This is a genomic window from Alloiococcus sp. CFN-8 (assembly GCF_049943125.1).
GTDB lineage: Bacteria > Bacillota > Clostridia > Clostridiales > Clostridiaceae > JAEXZL01.
In genome coordinates this window covers 1,448,876-1,463,298 of record NZ_CP188040.1, presented here as the reverse complement: position 1 = coordinate 1,463,298, position 14,423 = coordinate 1,448,876, and the positions used below count along the sequence as shown (strand labels likewise).

The following is a 14,423-nucleotide window of genomic DNA, read 5'->3' as shown; positions in this document are numbered from 1 at the left end:
ACATAAACTATAAGCTGCGGTATTTTCTATGAATTTTATAAAATAATCATTGATAGAATTATTTGAATAACTCAGGATGAAGAATCTTAGCTATTTCTATAACACCTAGTCCGGATCTTGGACCTGGTCTGTCTAATAAATTGTTGTCTATGGTATAAACCTTATTGTTCTTTACAGCAGATAGTTCTTTATATCCTTCAGAGGCTATAAAGTCATCATAAAAATCCTTTTTTACGATTACTATATCAGGATCCTTTTCCATAAGAGTTTCCTTGCTATAAGTCCAGCCAGCCACGTCTTTTGCAATATTTTCTCCTCCAGCCATGGTAAGCATCTCGTGAATAAAGGTATCCCCTGTAGCAGTATAGTCCCCTTCCTGGCCATAGCCTACAACATAATAAACTGAAGGCTTCTCTTCATTTTTTACCTTTTCTTCTACATCAGCAACCTGATTCTTAATCTCATCTATTACTTCACTTGCCTTATCTTGGACATTGAATACCCTACCTAAGGTTTCTATAGAAGTATAAACTCCATCAAAGCTAGTGCTGTCATATAAGGTTATTACCTGAACTCCAATATCATCAAATTTTGCTTGCATTTCCTCCTCAAAATGAGTAGAAGCAATGACTATATCAGGGTCAAGCTCTACTATTCTCTCTAAATTAATAGAATAAAAATCACCAATTACTTCAACCTCTAAGGCTTCTTCAGGATAATCGGAATAAGCATTTCTTCCTACAACCATATCTCCTAGACCAAGGGCGTAAACTATTTCTGTTATGTTAGGAGCTAGGGTAACAATGGTTTTCGGTTCATCCTCTATGGTTATAGCTTCTTCAAGGGAATCTGTAATAGTTACGGGATAATTAGCTTTTTCGGGAGCTATTTTATCATTATCAGAAGAATTCGCAGAGCAAGCAGTAAAAATAAAGGTGAAGGCAAATAGTGCAATTACTAGGGTTAATTTCTTAAAAGTTTTCATGGAATCACTCTCTCTCATTTAATAATATTTCATTTTTCCAGTTTGATATGAGAATTAAATTTGTGAAGTAATACACCTCCTAAAAATAATTCTTATATTCAGGGCTTATAGAGGAGAGGATCATCTGACAATAACTTTTATAGATGATTTAAAAGGGCATTATCATGAAATAAATCACAACAATGCCCGGACTATTCCTACAAAATAAAAAGGGGAATTGTAAAAGCTACAATTCCCCTAGATAAATTACAGTCTAATAATCAACTAATTGCAGTAGGTCTTCCTCCGAGACAGCATTGAATATAAGTCTAAAACGGCAGGTCTCCTGGCTTAAGATCATCCTACTAGCTTCACACCTTCCCGATTAACAGTGGTATTTTTGAAGTCTTCGTCACTAATACAGTAGCGGGGACTGCTGCGGATTCATACCGCATTCCCTATTAAGCACCTAAGTGCACCGTATACTTTATATTAAGTTTTATTACCACATAATAGTAGCATATAAAAAATTATTGTACAATATAATAATTTTATTCTATGATTTTAATTTTAAACCAGAAGCAGCTGCCTTTTCCTACAGTGCTTTCTACCCCAAAGTCTGCCTTGTGGAGCAGAAGTATTTTCTTTACTATGGAAAGACCAAGGCCAGTGCCCACCTGAGCTCTTTTATGAGTCTTCTTCACCTTATAGTATCTATCCCATATAAGGGGGATATCCTCCTCTGGTATTCCTTCTCCTGTATCTATAACCTTTATGGTCACAAAGCCATCCTTAACCTCCTGAGAAACAACTATGCTCTTGTCGCTGCCTGTATAGGTGATGGCATTATTAATAAGATTATATATAACCTGAGAAAGCTTCAGTTCATCACCCTCTACAAAGACCTCTTCCTCATAGTTAAAGGAGAAGCTATAGCCTTCTCGTTCTGTAAGCTTGTTGTATCTTAACAATATATCTCTTATAATGCTTGTGATGTTTAACATTGATAAATTAAGCTCTTGATTTCCTGATTCAAACCTAGATATATCTAGTAAATCATTGACTAAGGAGGTTAACCTTGTAGCCTCGTCGATGATAATCTGAATATTTTCAGGAGTGTTTTCTCCTGGTATATCCTTCATTACCTCTCCATAGCCCGTTATCATTGTAAGGGGGGTACGGAGGTCATGAGATATATTGGCTATTAAATCTCTTCGAAGACCTTCCACCTTGGAAAGCTCCTTAGCAGCATAGCTTAAGGTGTCATTAAGCTCCTGTATCTCTTGATAGCCAGAGCCATTAAAGGATACATCATAATTTCCTTTTGCCAGCTCCTTTGCTGCCTCATTTATGGATACTATGGGCTTTGATATCCTCTTAGCAATTAAGAAGGCTATTAAAAGGGAAAGGATTAAAAGTATTATACTTATATATATGAGCTGTACCCTGAGGGTTTCCACGGTAGAGCTTATGGGAAGGAGGTTAGAATGAAGCATTATCAATGCCTCCTCACCATTAGGAAGCTCAGCTATGGATATATATACGATGCTTTCCATGGATTTTTTTATCATAGTGATTATACCCCAGGAGGCTTCCACACTTACATTATCATCATTATAGATTTTATAGTAGGTGCCTCCCGCAGAGCTAGCTAAGGTATAATAGCTGTTTATCTGCTCCCTTGAAAGGTTTCCAATTATTGATTGTCTAGAAGAATCATATTGAACAATACTCCTTCCGGAGGAATCTACAATATGGATAGAGGTATCATTTTCTAAGGCCAGTCTGTAAGCCTGCAGCCTTAGGTTGCTGCTATCTATATTTCTTTCAATAGTATTAGCTATACTTTCAATATCATTGAATTTTATCCTTTTATAGAATTCATTTAAAAAAACTATCTGAAACAGCCATAGAAGTATAAGGAGTATTGATATAAAGATGATTAAGTAGGAAAAGATCTTCCACCTTACACTGAAGTTTCGATTTTTTAGATTAAATTTTTCATTAAGCTTCAAAGCGATAACCAACTCCTCTAAGGGTTACTATGTATCGTGCATATTCCCCAAGACGCTTTCTTAGAAGCTTTATGTGAGTATCTAGGGTTCTGTCATCCCCGAAGAAATCGTAGCCCCAGACATTACTTATAAGCTTTTCTCTCGTTAAGGCAATGCCTCTATTTCTAACCATGTAGAAAAGAAGGTCATATTCCTTTGGAGACATATCAATCTTTTCATTATCGATATAAACTAGTCTCCCGGTAAAGTCTATGGTAAGTCCTTCTATGTGAACTATATCCTTCTTATGGCTTTCAGAGCTACTTCCAGCTACTCTTTTCATGATTGCATTGATTCTCATCATCAGTACCTTTGGAGAAAAGGGCTTTACTACATAATCATCAATCCCCAGCTCAAAGCCATGGATTTTATCATAGTCCTCTCCTCTGGCTGAAAGCATAATTATAGGAGTATCCTTAGACTTCCTTATTTCCTTGCAGGCGGAAAAGCCGTCCAGCTCAGGCATCATGATATCCATTATTATGATATCAAAATCCTCCTTCTGGCAGAGCTCGATAGCCTCCATACCATCAGAGGCAGTTACTACCTCATTGCCTTCAAAAACAGCATATTTTTTTATAAGCTCTCTTATTTTTTCCTCATCATCAACAACCAAAATCTTATACATGGCTTCACCCCTGTAATTAAGAGTATTATTATATATTATAACCTTATTTTGTGAATAGCTGGTGATAATTAAATCAAGGTTAGTGGAATTTTTCTCCTATGGCTTCACCAAAGTTAACCTTAGTTTCGTAGCCGAGGGAGCTTTGATAGAGAATATCCTTATGGACCTTAACAGCATTCTTTTTGAAGAATAAAATTACCGTTGACCCTCCAAATTTAAAATAGCCTTTTTCATCTCCTCTATTAACAGGCACATTAGGAGTATAGCTCTGAACTATGGTGCCTACACAGGTAGCTCCTACCTCAATATACAAAACATCCTTAAAGTTCTTGGTAGAAAATATGCTCCATTCCCTTTTGTTTTCACAGAAGAGCCTAGGAATTCTCTGAAGAGCTATGGGATTCACAGAATAATATTTACCCTTTATCTTATGAGTTTTAGTACATATTCCATCATCTATAAAATGAAAGCGGTGATAATCTGTGGGGGCTAGTCTTAAAATCATGCAGGTGCCACCTTCATAAATACCAGAAATGCTTGGATTTTTAGTAAGCTCTCTAAGGGAGTAAGTAAGTCCCTTAACCTGCACTAGGTTATCCATATTTATATTAGTATATACCGTAAGACGACCATCACCAGGGGATATCAGGCTATCGGGATTAGAGTCTATATTCTTTTTCTCTTCTGCAAGCTTTCTTATAAAAAAGTCATTAAAGCTCTGATACTTTTTATCTGGTGTTTCATAGGGATCCATATTTATATTAAACTTCTTTATAAAGCCTGGAATCTTCCTAGCACTGAGACGAGAGGAGGAATAACGACCATAAAAGGAAGAAAATAATTTTTTTCGGATAAACAGCTTCATGACAGATTTACCTACAGGATGTGTATAGGTCCATTTCAGGTATTTATCTCCCATCACCTGTTCAATTTCATATTCTTTTGTTTTTCTGTTGTAAACTTTAATCATAGTTGTCTCCATACCCTTATTAAGTAATATTTGCGGTTATTATTTATTATAACATAATAGAAGGGAAACTAAGAGTGTAAGAGCAACTAAGAGGTAAGAAGTAAGAGGTAAGAGTTGAAGAGCAGAGAAAAGAGAATAGAGAATAGAGAAAAGAGGAAACTTGTATAATGAAAGTAGACACCCGGAAGAGATAAAAATATAATTAACTCAAGGGGTGTGAAAATATGGCAAGAAAGTACTCAAAGAAGTTTAAAATACAGGCATGTGAACTGGTGATAAAGGACGGTATCAAGCATGCTGTAGTTGCTGAGAAATTCGGGATTAATTTGGTAATGCTGTATAGGTGGATAGATGAATATCAGACATACGGAGACGAAGCGTTTGTGGGATCAGGACATCAAAAGCCTGCGGATGCAGAGCTGAATAAGCTGAAAAAGGAAAACGAACGACTTAGGATGGAAAATGAAATTCTAAAAAAAGCAGCGGCATACTTTGCGAAAAACCCAGAAAAAAATTAGAGTTTGCGAGGCGAGAGCTTAAAGGGTATGACACCAGCATGGTATGCCGATTGTTAGGAGTGTCAAGGAGCGCCTTCTATAGGTCAAGGAAACAGGTAGAGAGTGAAAAAATCAGAGAGGAAGAAGCCGTAATTAATTGTTTCAAAACAAACAATGGTAATTACGGTAGAATTCGCATACGCAAAGCTCTTGCTTTGCAGGATATACGGGTTAGTGAGAATAGGGTAGCCAGGATTCTGAAAATGAACGGGCTTGCAGCGAAAGCTGGCCGCAAAAGAAAAAATAGGAGGCCTAAGCCAACTGAAGAGCAGTACATAGAGGAAAACCTGTGTAAAGATAAGTTTTTGGTAACGCAGGCAAATGCCCTGTGGTGCTCTGATATTTGCGAGCTGAGATGCAGGAGCGGCAAAATCTATATGTGCGGAATAATTGATGTTGCTACTCGACGACTTGTTGGGTGGGATATAGCAGGTCACCAGAGACAGGACTTGGTTCAGGAGGCCTTCAGAATGGCTATTGGACGCAACCCTAAACTACCCAAAGGAGCGATCTACCACAGCGATAGAGGCTGTCAGTATACAGCTATAAAGACAAAGGATCTTATTGAAAGAAGTGGCTTCCTTAAGAGTATGTCCCGTCCTGGTACTCCTAAGTACAATCAGCCTATAGAGAGCTTCTGGAAGACACTACGAACTGAGCTTCCTGATATAGGGCAGCTCGGGAAAGATGATGCTACAAGACGGATAGTTGCGTATATAGAGCTATACTACAATTCATCTCGTCTTCATTCTGGTATCGGCTATAAGGTACCTAACGAATATTTTGAAGTTTTAACTCTTTCTAGTGTTTCTTTTTCTTGACATGTTTCGTAAATTATTAGCTGGGGGCTAATAGGGAGATTATTGGGCTGGGAGCCAATAGGTGAGAGATAGAAGAGAAAAGAGTAAAGAGCAAAGATAAGAGAAGAGAGAAGAGAAACTAAGAAGTAAAAAGTAAGAGCTAAGAGTTGAAGAGCAAAAGAGAAGAGCGGAAGAGCAGAGAAAAGAGAATAGAGAATAGAGAATAGAGAAAAGAGAAAGGTAAATTATTAGCTGGGGGGCTAATAGGGAGATTATTGGGCTGGGAGCCAATAGGTGGCAGGTAGAAGAGAAAAGAGTAAAGAGCAAAGATAAGAGAAGAGAGAAGAGAAACTAAGAAGTAAAAAGTAAGAGCTAAGAGCGGAAGAGCAGAGAATAGAGAAAAGAGAAGAGAAACTAAGAAGTAAAAGGTAAGAACTAAGAGTTAAAAGATTAAAAGATTAAAAGATTAAAAGATTAAAAGATAAAAGAGAAGGAGAAGAGAGGTAAGAGCAGGTGAGAGGTGGAAAAGGGGACAAAGGTCATACCATGGGTACGGCCTTTGTTTATATTAATTCCTATAGGTTTTTGATTAGATAGTCAGTGAATTCAGTGGTGCTGGCGGAGCCTCCTAGGTCCTTTGTTAATACCTTTCCTTCTTTTAGGGTGTGGAATATTGCTTTTCTTATTTTTTGTGCAGCTTCTTTTTCGTCTATATAATCTAGGAGCATTGCAGTGCTTAGGAGGAAGGCGGTGGGGTTGGCTATATTCTTACCGGCGATATCAGGGGCACTTCCGTGGACAGCCTCAAACATGGCATAATTGTCTCCTAGATTGCTGGAGGGTAGAAGACCTAAGCCTCCTATGAGTCCGCTGCAGAGGTCTGAAACTATATCTCCATAGAGGTTTGGCATCACCATTACATCGAAGGCTTCTGGCCTCATTACCAGCTGCATACAGGTGTTATCTACGATGAGGTCATTGGATTCTATGGAAGGGTAATTTTTTCTTATGTCATTAAATATGTCTAAAAACAAGCCATCGCTGAGCTTTAGTATGTTAGCTTTATGAACACAGGTAACCTTTTTTCTGCCATGCTTAACAGCGTATTCAAAGGCTGATTTTATGATTCTTTCACTGGCTGCTCTTGTGATAAGCTTTGTAGCATGAACAGTGTTTTCGTCGATTTTTTCTTCAAGGCCTATATATAAATCCTCAGTATTTTCTCTGAAGATTACAATATCTACATTGGAAAATGGAGTTACAACTCCAGGCATTGATTGTGCTGGTCTTATGTTAGCGTAGAGATCATACTTTTTTCTTAGAGATACATTTATGCTTCTAAAGCCTTTACCTACAGGTGTTGTTATAGGAGCCTTTAATATTATTTTATTTTTTTCAATAGATTCAAAGGCTGACTGTGGTATGAGCTCTCCTGTTTTTTCATAGGCTTTAAGCCCTGCCTCAAAGGCTTCAAAGGTAATATCAATACCTAGGGCATCAATAATTTTTAGCATTGCTTCTGTTATTTCTGGTCCGATGCCATCACCAGAAAATAAAGTTACACATCTCTTCATATCAGCATCTATCCTTTCTTGGTATGTATTCCTGTTTATTTCCTACATATAAGGTAGCAGGACGGATTATCTTGTCCGCATATTGATTGTATTCTACGTTATGAGCAACCCAGCCTACAGTACGAGCCAGGATGAATAATAGGGTATATAGCTCTTCTGGGATTCCTATCATTTTGTAGGCAAAGCCACTGTAGAAGTCCACATTGCTACATATATTGATACCCTTGCGTTCTGATAGGAGATTTATTGCTTCCTCTTCAAAGGCCTTATAAAACTCAAATTCTTCTGAGAATCCATTTAGTGGTGCCAGCTCTGAGCATTTACTTCTTATAATTTCACATCTAGGATCCGATTTAGTATAAACAGCATGTCCAATTCCGTAAACCAAGCCCTTCTTGTCAAAGAAGTCCTTATTAAGGATTCTTATAAGTATATCCCGTATTTTATCTCTATCTGTGGTTAGGCCTATTTCATCCTTCACAGCGGTCATCATTTTGCTTACAGCCACATTAGCTCCTCCATGTCTTGGTCCCTTCATGGATCCAATTCCACCTACCAGGGAAGAGTATAAATCTGTAAGGGTTGAGGTAGCTACGGAATTGATAAAGGTAGAGTTATTACCGCCACCATGGTCTGCATGAACCAACAGTAGAGCATCTAAGAGATCTACCTCCTTTTTTGTGTAGGGAGAACCCACTCTCAGCATATAAAGAAGATTTTCTGAAATAGTTAGCTTCTTATCAGCCCTTTTTATAATTAAGTCCTGGCTGTCATAATAATTCACTTTGCTCTGATAAATATAGCAGATTATTGCAGGAAGCTTGGCCAAGATATTAAGACCCTTTTCAAGCAGTGCCTCTGGAGAGGTATCATCTCCATCATCATCAAAGTTATACAGCATTAATATAGTTTGTTGGAGCTTATTGATGAGATTCTGACCTGGTATAGATAGGATATTGTGCTCTAAAAATCTCTTAGGCAGATCATAATTATCGCTTAAGTACCCCTTAAAGGCATTTAGCTCACTGCTGTTAGGGAGATATCCAAATAATATTAAAAAAGCCGTCTCTTCAAATAAATCACAGCAGCTTTCTCCCTGATGATTAATAAATTCGCTGATGTTTATACCCCTATAATACAGGGAACCATAATCATCGATTTTTTTATCCTTCTCTTTTTTATACCCTACAACATCAGAAATCTTTGTAAGTCCCACCAATACACCGGTTCCATCTTCATTTCTAAGACCTTTTTTTACATTGTGTATTTTATAAAGCTCATTATCTATTACATTATTATCCCCAGCTTTTGATACAAGTTTCTGCAATATATCTTTCATACGTTATCACCCTAATTCGTTAATTTAGAAGATTATATCACAAATATAATGATAATTGTAATAATATTAACAATAAAGTGACTTTTTTGTATATTATTTTTAGATAATGCTAGTACATAAGCTTAATGAAGTATATAGGAGCTCTTTAAATAAGAAGTGGAGGAATAAAATTATTAACATATTTTTACTTTAATAATGGCTTTTTTGTTCATTTTTTATAGATGTAGAAGAAGAAATAATCTATAATTTAGTTAGTTGGAATATAAATAATAATATGAAAATATTATAATGTAAATATTCCTTGAGATGTAATCACTCAAGGTTTATTTTATCTATTATTATTTATTATAAATGAAAGGAGCAGAGCTAATGCCCACAATAACCAGTTATAAATGTCCTAGCTGTGGTGCTGCCATTGCATATGATAGTAGCTCCAATAATCTTACCTGTGAGTACTGTAACAGTAGCTTTGAAATAAGTATTTTAGAAGAGTATTCTAAGCTTACAACCACGTCAGATGAGACAAGCTATCAGTGGGAGGATTCCCTAAGTAATGGGCAGTGGAATCAGGAGGGGAAGGAAAAGCTTTCTTCATATCTATGTCAATCCTGTGGTGGAGAGATTATCACTGATGAAACCACGGCAGCTACAAGATGTCCCTATTGTGATAGCGTAACAATAGTAAATAGCAAGGTTTCTGGAGAATTGATGCCAGAGTTAATAGTTCCTTTTAAAGTCAATAAGGAGGAGGCAGAAAAAGCTCTGAAGGAGTTTTATGGTAGTAAAAAGCTGCTTCCAGATTCATTTCGCAGCAAAAATAGAATAGAGAGCATCACTGGTATATATGTTCCCTTTTGGATATTTAGCTGTGGTACAAAGGCCTCTATGACCTATGATGGAACCAGAATAAGGACTTGGAGCGATTCTAAGTATAATTATACTGAAACCTCTCACTATCTAATATCCAGAAAGGGAACTCTTTCCTTCGAGGCTATACCTATTGATGGGTCTAAGAAAATGGATGACACTTTCATGGAGTCAATAGAGCCTTACAATCTTAAGGATGCTGTAGAGTTTTCCACGGCATATCTTGCTGGATATTTTGCTGATAGGTATGATGTAGATTCAGAAAGCAGCAGAAAAAGAGCTAATGAAAGGGTTGAAAATAGCACTGAAGAGGCTTTTTCTAGCACTGTTTATGGCTATAACTCTGTGATACCTAAAAGCAGCAGTATACAGGTGATAGACGGCTCTGTAAAATATGGTCTTCTACCAGTATGGCTTTTAAATAGTAAGTATAATGGAGAAATTTATACCTTTGCTATGAATGGTCAGACAGGAAAGTTTGTGGGCAGGCTACCTATTGATAATAAGAAGTACCTTACTTGGCTTATAGGTCTTACGGTAATTATAGGTATAATATTAACATTATTGCTGTTTATGATTTTTTAGGGGGGCTTAGGATGAGATATTTTAATAAAAAAAGAGTTCTTAGTGCCCTGGGCACAGTATTTCTTTCATTATTTTTAGTTATAATAGCTAGTCCAGTGTTATCCTATGGGGATACCAATAATGTTATTGATGAAGCTGACCTTCTATCCATGGAAGAGGAAGAGGCTCTTCAAGGAACCATTGAGGATATAAAAAATAGGTTTTCCTTTGACATAGTACTAAATACCATCACCACTACTGGTGGGAAGGATATAGTTGACTATTCTGATGATTATTTTGATTACAATGGCTATGGTGTTGGGAGTAATAGAGATGGATTAATCTTTGTTATTAACATGGAAAGTAGAGATTATTATACCTCAACCTCCGGCTATGGAATCACAGCCTTTACCGATTATGGATTGGATTATATTCATGAAAAGGTAGTCTCTAGCTTAAGCGAAGGAGATTATTACGCTGCCTTTAGTGAGTATTTAGATCTCTCACAGGAGCTTTTGATTCAGGCAGAGGAGGGTACCCCTTTTGATGTTGGCCAAAAAGAGCCTGTTAGCCGATGGGTGTTAGCTGGCGCAGCCTTTGGAATTTCCTTAATAGTAGCATTGATAGTCACAGGAGTCATGAGAAGAGGCATGAATACCGTGAGAAAGGAAGCTTTTGCTACCAATTATGTTATGAGGGATAGCTTAAATCTTACTGAGCAGCAGGATTTATTCCTCTATAGAAATGTAGTAAGGAGCAAAAAGCCAGAGCCCTCCTCTAGTGGAGGAAGCAGTACTCACAAGAGTTCTTCTGGGAGAAGCCATGGGGGAAGAGGCGGTAAATTTTAAATTAAAGCTTATAAGCTTATGATAATTATATTTGATTTTTATATTTTGAAATGGAAAAGGAGAGATTACTATGGGTCTTATTAAAGCAGGCTTAGGAGCTTTAGGAGGTAGCCTTGCAGATCAATGGAAGGAGTTCTTCTACTGCAATGCATTAGATTCAGATATATTAGTGGCAAAGGGGGAGAAGAAGGTAACAGGAAGATCCTCCAATACTAGGGGCAATGACAATATAATCTCTAGAAATTCTGCTATAGCCGTTGCTGATGGACAATGCATGATTATTGTGGAGCAGGGTAAGGTAGTTGAGCTTTGTGCAGAACCAGGAGAATATATTTATGATTCCTCCACAGAGCCAACAATATTTGCTGGAAATCTTGGACAAAGCATAAAGGAGACCTTTAAGGAAATAGGCAAGAGGTTTACCTTTGGTGGTGACCCTGGTAAGGATCAGAGAGTGTATTATTTTAATACTAAGGAGATAGTGGGAAATAAATATGGCACAGCTAACCCAGTACCCTTTAGAGTTGTAGATAACAATATTGGCTTAGATATAGACATAAGCATTCGCTGTAATGGGGAGTATTCCTACAGAATTGTAAATCCAATGCTTTTTTATGCTAATGTTTGTGGTAACGTAGAGGATATTTATAGAAGAAGCACAATAGATAGCATGCTGAAAAGTGAGCTGATGACAGCTCTTCAGCCTGCCTTTGCAAGAATATCTGCCATAGGTATACGCTACAGTGCAATACCTGGTCATACTTCAGAGCTGGCTGGTGCTCTTAATGAGGTTCTCTCTAAGAAATGGAGAGATATGAGAGGTATAGAGATAGCATCCTTAGGTGTTAACTCTGTTACTGCTTCCCAAGAGGATGAAAACATGATTAAAGAGCTTCAGAGAACTGCTGTTATGCGTAATACTAATATGGCAGCAGCAACCTTAGTTGGAGCACAGGCAGATGCTTTAAGAGCAGCAGCAAAAAATGAAAATGGTGCTATCAGTGGCTTTATGGGCTTTGGTATGGCTCAACAGGCTGGAGGTCTCAACGCTCAGAACTTGTTTGCCATGGGCCAGGACCAGAATAATGAAAATACTAGGAAAGCTGAGACTGCTCCTGTTAATCAAGACTCTAAAGAACAAGGTTCACAGGAAAAGGATACCTGGACATGTAGCTGTGGTGCAAAAAATAATGTAGGTAAGTTCTGCATGGAGTGCGGTGCCAAAAGACCAGAGACTCCTAAGGGCTGGAGCTGTTCCTGCGGTACCCTAAATCAAGGAAAGTTCTGCATGGAATGTGGAAGTAAAAAGCCTGCGGAAGCACCTCTTTACAAATGTGATAAATGTGGCTGGAAGCCAGAAGATCCTGCTCATCCTCCTAAGTTCTGTCCTGAATGTGGAGATGTTTTTGATGAAGGGGATCAGAAATAAGTAATAAAGTAATAAAGAAAGCTGGGATTACGAAAATAAAAGGCTTGATCCTAGCTTCTTTTTTTTTGCTATAAAACTATTAATTTTCATTTTTGTATTTAATTAAATAACATTTGGTTATATAATATTGCAATAATAAATTGGGGGATACAATATTGGAACTATTAGATTTTTTGATTATCTTATTTTTGGGACCATTGGGAGTACATAAGTTTAAAGAAGGAAATATAAGATTAGGATTAATATACTTATTTACCATGGGAATTTTCTTCTTTGGATGGGTTTTGGATCTAGCCCGTGCTCTTAGTTTGATTATGAGAGAGGGAATAATTAATGAGTAATAAGTATTAAAAAACATTGCTATTAATTAATAAAAGTGGGGAGAGAATAAAATGAAGTTAGAGACGGAGAGGTTGGAAATAATACCGCTTACTGGACAGCAGTTAAAGCTTCTAACTGAGGATGTTATTCAGTTTGAACAGGAGTTAAACTGTCAGTATTGTGGTGAAGAGATTGAAGGCTTCATATTAAGGTTATTTAAAAAGCAGATTAAAGTAGTGGAAAACAACAGTAAAGAGTTTTTTTGGCATACCTTCTGGCTTTTTAAGTTAAAAAATCAGGAGAAATTCATTGGCAGTGCTGCTTTTAAAAATGCTCCTGATGATAACGCACAAGTAGAAATAGGATATGGAATTAATAAGAATTTTCAAGGCTTTGGATATACTACAGAGGCTATCAAAGCTATGTGTAATTGGGCATTAAAACAACCTACTGTAACTAAAATAGTAGCAGAAACTCTAAAAAGTAATACTAAATCACAAAGTGTGCTAAAAAAATGTAACATGAAGATGTTTGATGAAACGGAAGAATACTATTGGTGGCAGTTAACTAAGGAAGACCTCTCAATATAAGGCATAGGGAATGCCTTAATAGCTTTAAAAACTACTCTTGATAATATAGCTTTACTTTCTTTCTATATAAATATCTTGGAAATGTCTACAAACCATTATTGACATTCCTTCTCCGATGTTTTACAATTAATAGTGCATTTAAGATGTGCCTCCATAGTTAAATGGATATAATAGTCCCCTCCTAAGGGATAGTTACAGGTTCGATTCCTGTTGGGGGTACCAGATATGCAAGAAGAATGACTCAACCATAGCGGTTGGGTCATTTTTTATGTTTTATATAGAATTTTATTTCCATATAATGTAAGATATAAGAGGATATTTAATGAAAGATAAATTTAGTATATAATAAGTACTATGGGAGAATTTAAAGAGTATCAACAAATTACATTGTAATTATATGAAGTCATTGCTTAAAAGCAAAAGAGAGTCATAGAAGGAGTGTCGTAGTTGAATAATTTAAAAGATGCAAAAGATTATATAAATAGCGATGAAGGAGTAATTGACTATATTATTGATGTCTGGAATACGCTTTGCAAAAGCTATAGGGCAGAAGCAACGCATTTAATAGAAGAAAATATAATACTTATGCATACCCACTATCACGAAGAAGAGGCACACAGCAGGTTTCGTTTTAAAAACGGTATACTTACAATAGAGTATTTGGAATTACCTTCGGGGCTTCAAAATAGAGGTTTCACAACAACCTTTTTAAATAATATAGAAGAAGAGGATAATGGCATAATTGAAATAAGATTTTTATCTGTTAAAGCACCCTTTATGGCAGAGCTTTTAGAGAGAAAGGGATATGTCTCCTATGTTATGTCGGATCTTCCAAGAAAGTGCTTTAAGATGAGAAAGAATAGCAGTTTGGGTTAGGACAAAAATGTGTATATAACGTTTATAAAACGGGATATGCAC

Annotated in this window: 14 protein-coding genes, 1 tRNA gene and 1 riboswitch; of the genes, 9 read left to right on the top strand and 6 right to left on the bottom strand. The window is 36.7% G+C overall.

Going from position 1 to position 14,423, the window contains the following annotated elements; translation table 11 throughout:
* Window positions 1-58: 58 nt before the first annotated feature.
* The 4 genes from ACPWSR_RS06535 to ACPWSR_RS06520 form a co-directional block, all read right to left on the bottom strand.
* A complete protein-coding gene (locus tag ACPWSR_RS06535; RefSeq protein WP_426350885.1) occupies window positions 59-985 on the bottom strand; it encodes an ABC transporter substrate-binding protein in 927 nt (308 codons plus the stop codon).
* A gap of 298 nt (window positions 986-1,283) precedes the next feature.
* A riboswitch (cobalamin riboswitch) is annotated at window positions 1,284-1,459 on the bottom strand.
* A 56-nt stretch (window positions 1,460-1,515) separates the two neighbouring features.
* Window positions 1,516-2,979 carry a sensor histidine kinase gene (locus tag ACPWSR_RS06530; protein ID WP_426350884.1) on the bottom strand — a complete coding sequence of 488 codons (1,464 nt, stop codon included), beginning with the start codon at window positions 2,977-2,979 and terminating at the stop codon, window positions 1,516-1,518.
* Entirely contained in the window at window positions 2,969-3,646 is a 678-nt protein-coding gene (locus ACPWSR_RS06525) for a response regulator transcription factor (protein WP_426350883.1), read from the bottom strand. The genes ACPWSR_RS06530 and ACPWSR_RS06525 overlap by 11 nt, the downstream gene beginning before the upstream one ends.
* A 79-nt stretch (window positions 3,647-3,725) precedes the next feature.
* Window positions 3,726-4,616: a phosphatidylserine decarboxylase gene (locus ACPWSR_RS06520; protein WP_426350882.1), complete on the bottom strand. Its 891-nt coding sequence runs from the start codon at window positions 4,614-4,616 to the stop codon at window positions 3,726-3,728.
* A gap of 224 nt (window positions 4,617-4,840) precedes the next feature.
* On the opposite strand from ACPWSR_RS06520, the gene ACPWSR_RS06515 reads away from it, so the two are divergent.
* Together ACPWSR_RS06515 and ACPWSR_RS06510 are read left to right on the top strand one after the other, a co-directional pair.
* A complete protein-coding gene (locus ACPWSR_RS06515) occupies window positions 4,841-5,134 on the top strand; it encodes a transposase (protein ID WP_426350120.1) in 294 nt (97 codons plus the stop codon).
* Window positions 5,104-5,994: an IS3 family transposase gene (locus ACPWSR_RS06510; RefSeq protein ID WP_426351360.1), complete on the top strand. Its 891-nt coding sequence runs from the start codon at window positions 5,104-5,106 to the stop codon at window positions 5,992-5,994. Before ACPWSR_RS06515 ends, ACPWSR_RS06510 begins: the two co-directional genes overlap by 31 nt.
* 554 nt (window positions 5,995-6,548) lie before the next feature.
* On the opposite strand, the gene ACPWSR_RS06505 is transcribed toward ACPWSR_RS06510, so the two are convergent.
* Together ACPWSR_RS06505 and ACPWSR_RS06500 are read right to left on the bottom strand one after the other, a co-directional pair.
* Window positions 6,549-7,547, bottom strand: a complete 999-nt coding sequence (locus tag ACPWSR_RS06505) for an isocitrate/isopropylmalate dehydrogenase family protein (protein ID WP_426350881.1) — start codon at window positions 7,545-7,547, stop codon at window positions 6,549-6,551.
* 1 nt (window position 7,548) lies between these two features.
* Entirely contained in the window at window positions 7,549-8,886 is a 1,338-nt protein-coding gene (locus ACPWSR_RS06500; protein ID WP_426350880.1) for a citrate synthase, read from the bottom strand.
* A 369-nt stretch (window positions 8,887-9,255) separates the two neighbouring features.
* On the opposite strand from ACPWSR_RS06500, the gene ACPWSR_RS06495 reads away from it, so the two are divergent.
* The 7 genes from ACPWSR_RS06495 to ACPWSR_RS06465 all read left to right on the top strand — a co-directional run bounded on the left by ACPWSR_RS06495 (window position 9,256) and on the right by ACPWSR_RS06465 (window position 14,381).
* Entirely contained in the window at window positions 9,256-10,338 is a 1,083-nt protein-coding gene (locus ACPWSR_RS06495) for a hypothetical protein (protein WP_426350879.1), read from the top strand.
* Window positions 10,339-10,349: 11 nt separating this feature from the next.
* Window positions 10,350-11,165: a TPM domain-containing protein gene (locus ACPWSR_RS06490; protein ID WP_426350878.1), complete on the top strand. Its 816-nt coding sequence runs from the start codon at window positions 10,350-10,352 to the stop codon at window positions 11,163-11,165.
* A 70-nt stretch (window positions 11,166-11,235) separates the two neighbouring features.
* Entirely contained in the window at window positions 11,236-12,594 is a 1,359-nt protein-coding gene (locus ACPWSR_RS06485; protein ID WP_426350877.1) for an SPFH domain-containing protein, read from the top strand.
* Window positions 12,595-12,749: 155 nt separating this feature from the next.
* Window positions 12,750-12,935 carry an NINE protein gene (locus ACPWSR_RS06480; protein WP_426350876.1) on the top strand — a complete coding sequence of 62 codons (186 nt, stop codon included), beginning with the start codon at window positions 12,750-12,752 and terminating at the stop codon, window positions 12,933-12,935.
* A gap of 51 nt (window positions 12,936-12,986) precedes the next feature.
* The gene (locus ACPWSR_RS06475; RefSeq protein ID WP_426350875.1) at window positions 12,987-13,505 is read left to right on the top strand and encodes a GNAT family N-acetyltransferase; all 519 of its coding nucleotides are present in this window, start codon (window positions 12,987-12,989) and stop codon (window positions 13,503-13,505) included.
* A gap of 147 nt (window positions 13,506-13,652) precedes the next feature.
* Window positions 13,653-13,727: transfer RNA gene (locus ACPWSR_RS06470), tRNA-Arg, on the top strand.
* A 225-nt stretch (window positions 13,728-13,952) separates the two neighbouring features.
* The gene (locus tag ACPWSR_RS06465; protein ID WP_426350874.1) at window positions 13,953-14,381 is read left to right on the top strand and encodes a hypothetical protein; all 429 of its coding nucleotides are present in this window, start codon (window positions 13,953-13,955) and stop codon (window positions 14,379-14,381) included.
* Window positions 14,382-14,423: the final 42 nt, after the last annotated feature.

Coding starts and splice junctions, on each gene's coding strand:
- ACPWSR_RS06495 (WP_426350879.1), top strand. CDS start 9,256: ATGCCCACAATAACCAGTTATAAATGTCCTAGCTGTGGTGCTGCCATT.
- ACPWSR_RS06490 (WP_426350878.1), top strand. CDS start 10,350: ATGAGATATTTTAATAAAAAAAGAGTTCTTAGTGCCCTGGGCACAGTA.
- ACPWSR_RS06515 (WP_426350120.1), top strand. CDS start 4,841: ATGGCAAGAAAGTACTCAAAGAAGTTTAAAATACAGGCATGTGAACTG.
- ACPWSR_RS06535 (WP_426350885.1), bottom strand. CDS start 985: ATGAAAACTTTTAAGAAATTAACCCTAGTAATTGCACTATTTGCCTTC.
- ACPWSR_RS06475 (WP_426350875.1), top strand. CDS start 12,987: ATGAAGTTAGAGACGGAGAGGTTGGAAATAATACCGCTTACTGGACAG.
- ACPWSR_RS06520 (WP_426350882.1), bottom strand. CDS start 4,616: ATGATTAAAGTTTACAACAGAAAAACAAAAGAATATGAAATTGAACAG.
- ACPWSR_RS06485 (WP_426350877.1), top strand. CDS start 11,236: ATGGGTCTTATTAAAGCAGGCTTAGGAGCTTTAGGAGGTAGCCTTGCA.
- ACPWSR_RS06500 (WP_426350880.1), bottom strand. CDS start 8,886: ATGAAAGATATATTGCAGAAACTTGTATCAAAAGCTGGGGATAATAAT.
- ACPWSR_RS06525 (WP_426350883.1), bottom strand. CDS start 3,646: ATGTATAAGATTTTGGTTGTTGATGATGAGGAAAAAATAAGAGAGCTT.
- ACPWSR_RS06505 (WP_426350881.1), bottom strand. CDS start 7,547: ATGAAGAGATGTGTAACTTTATTTTCTGGTGATGGCATCGGACCAGAA.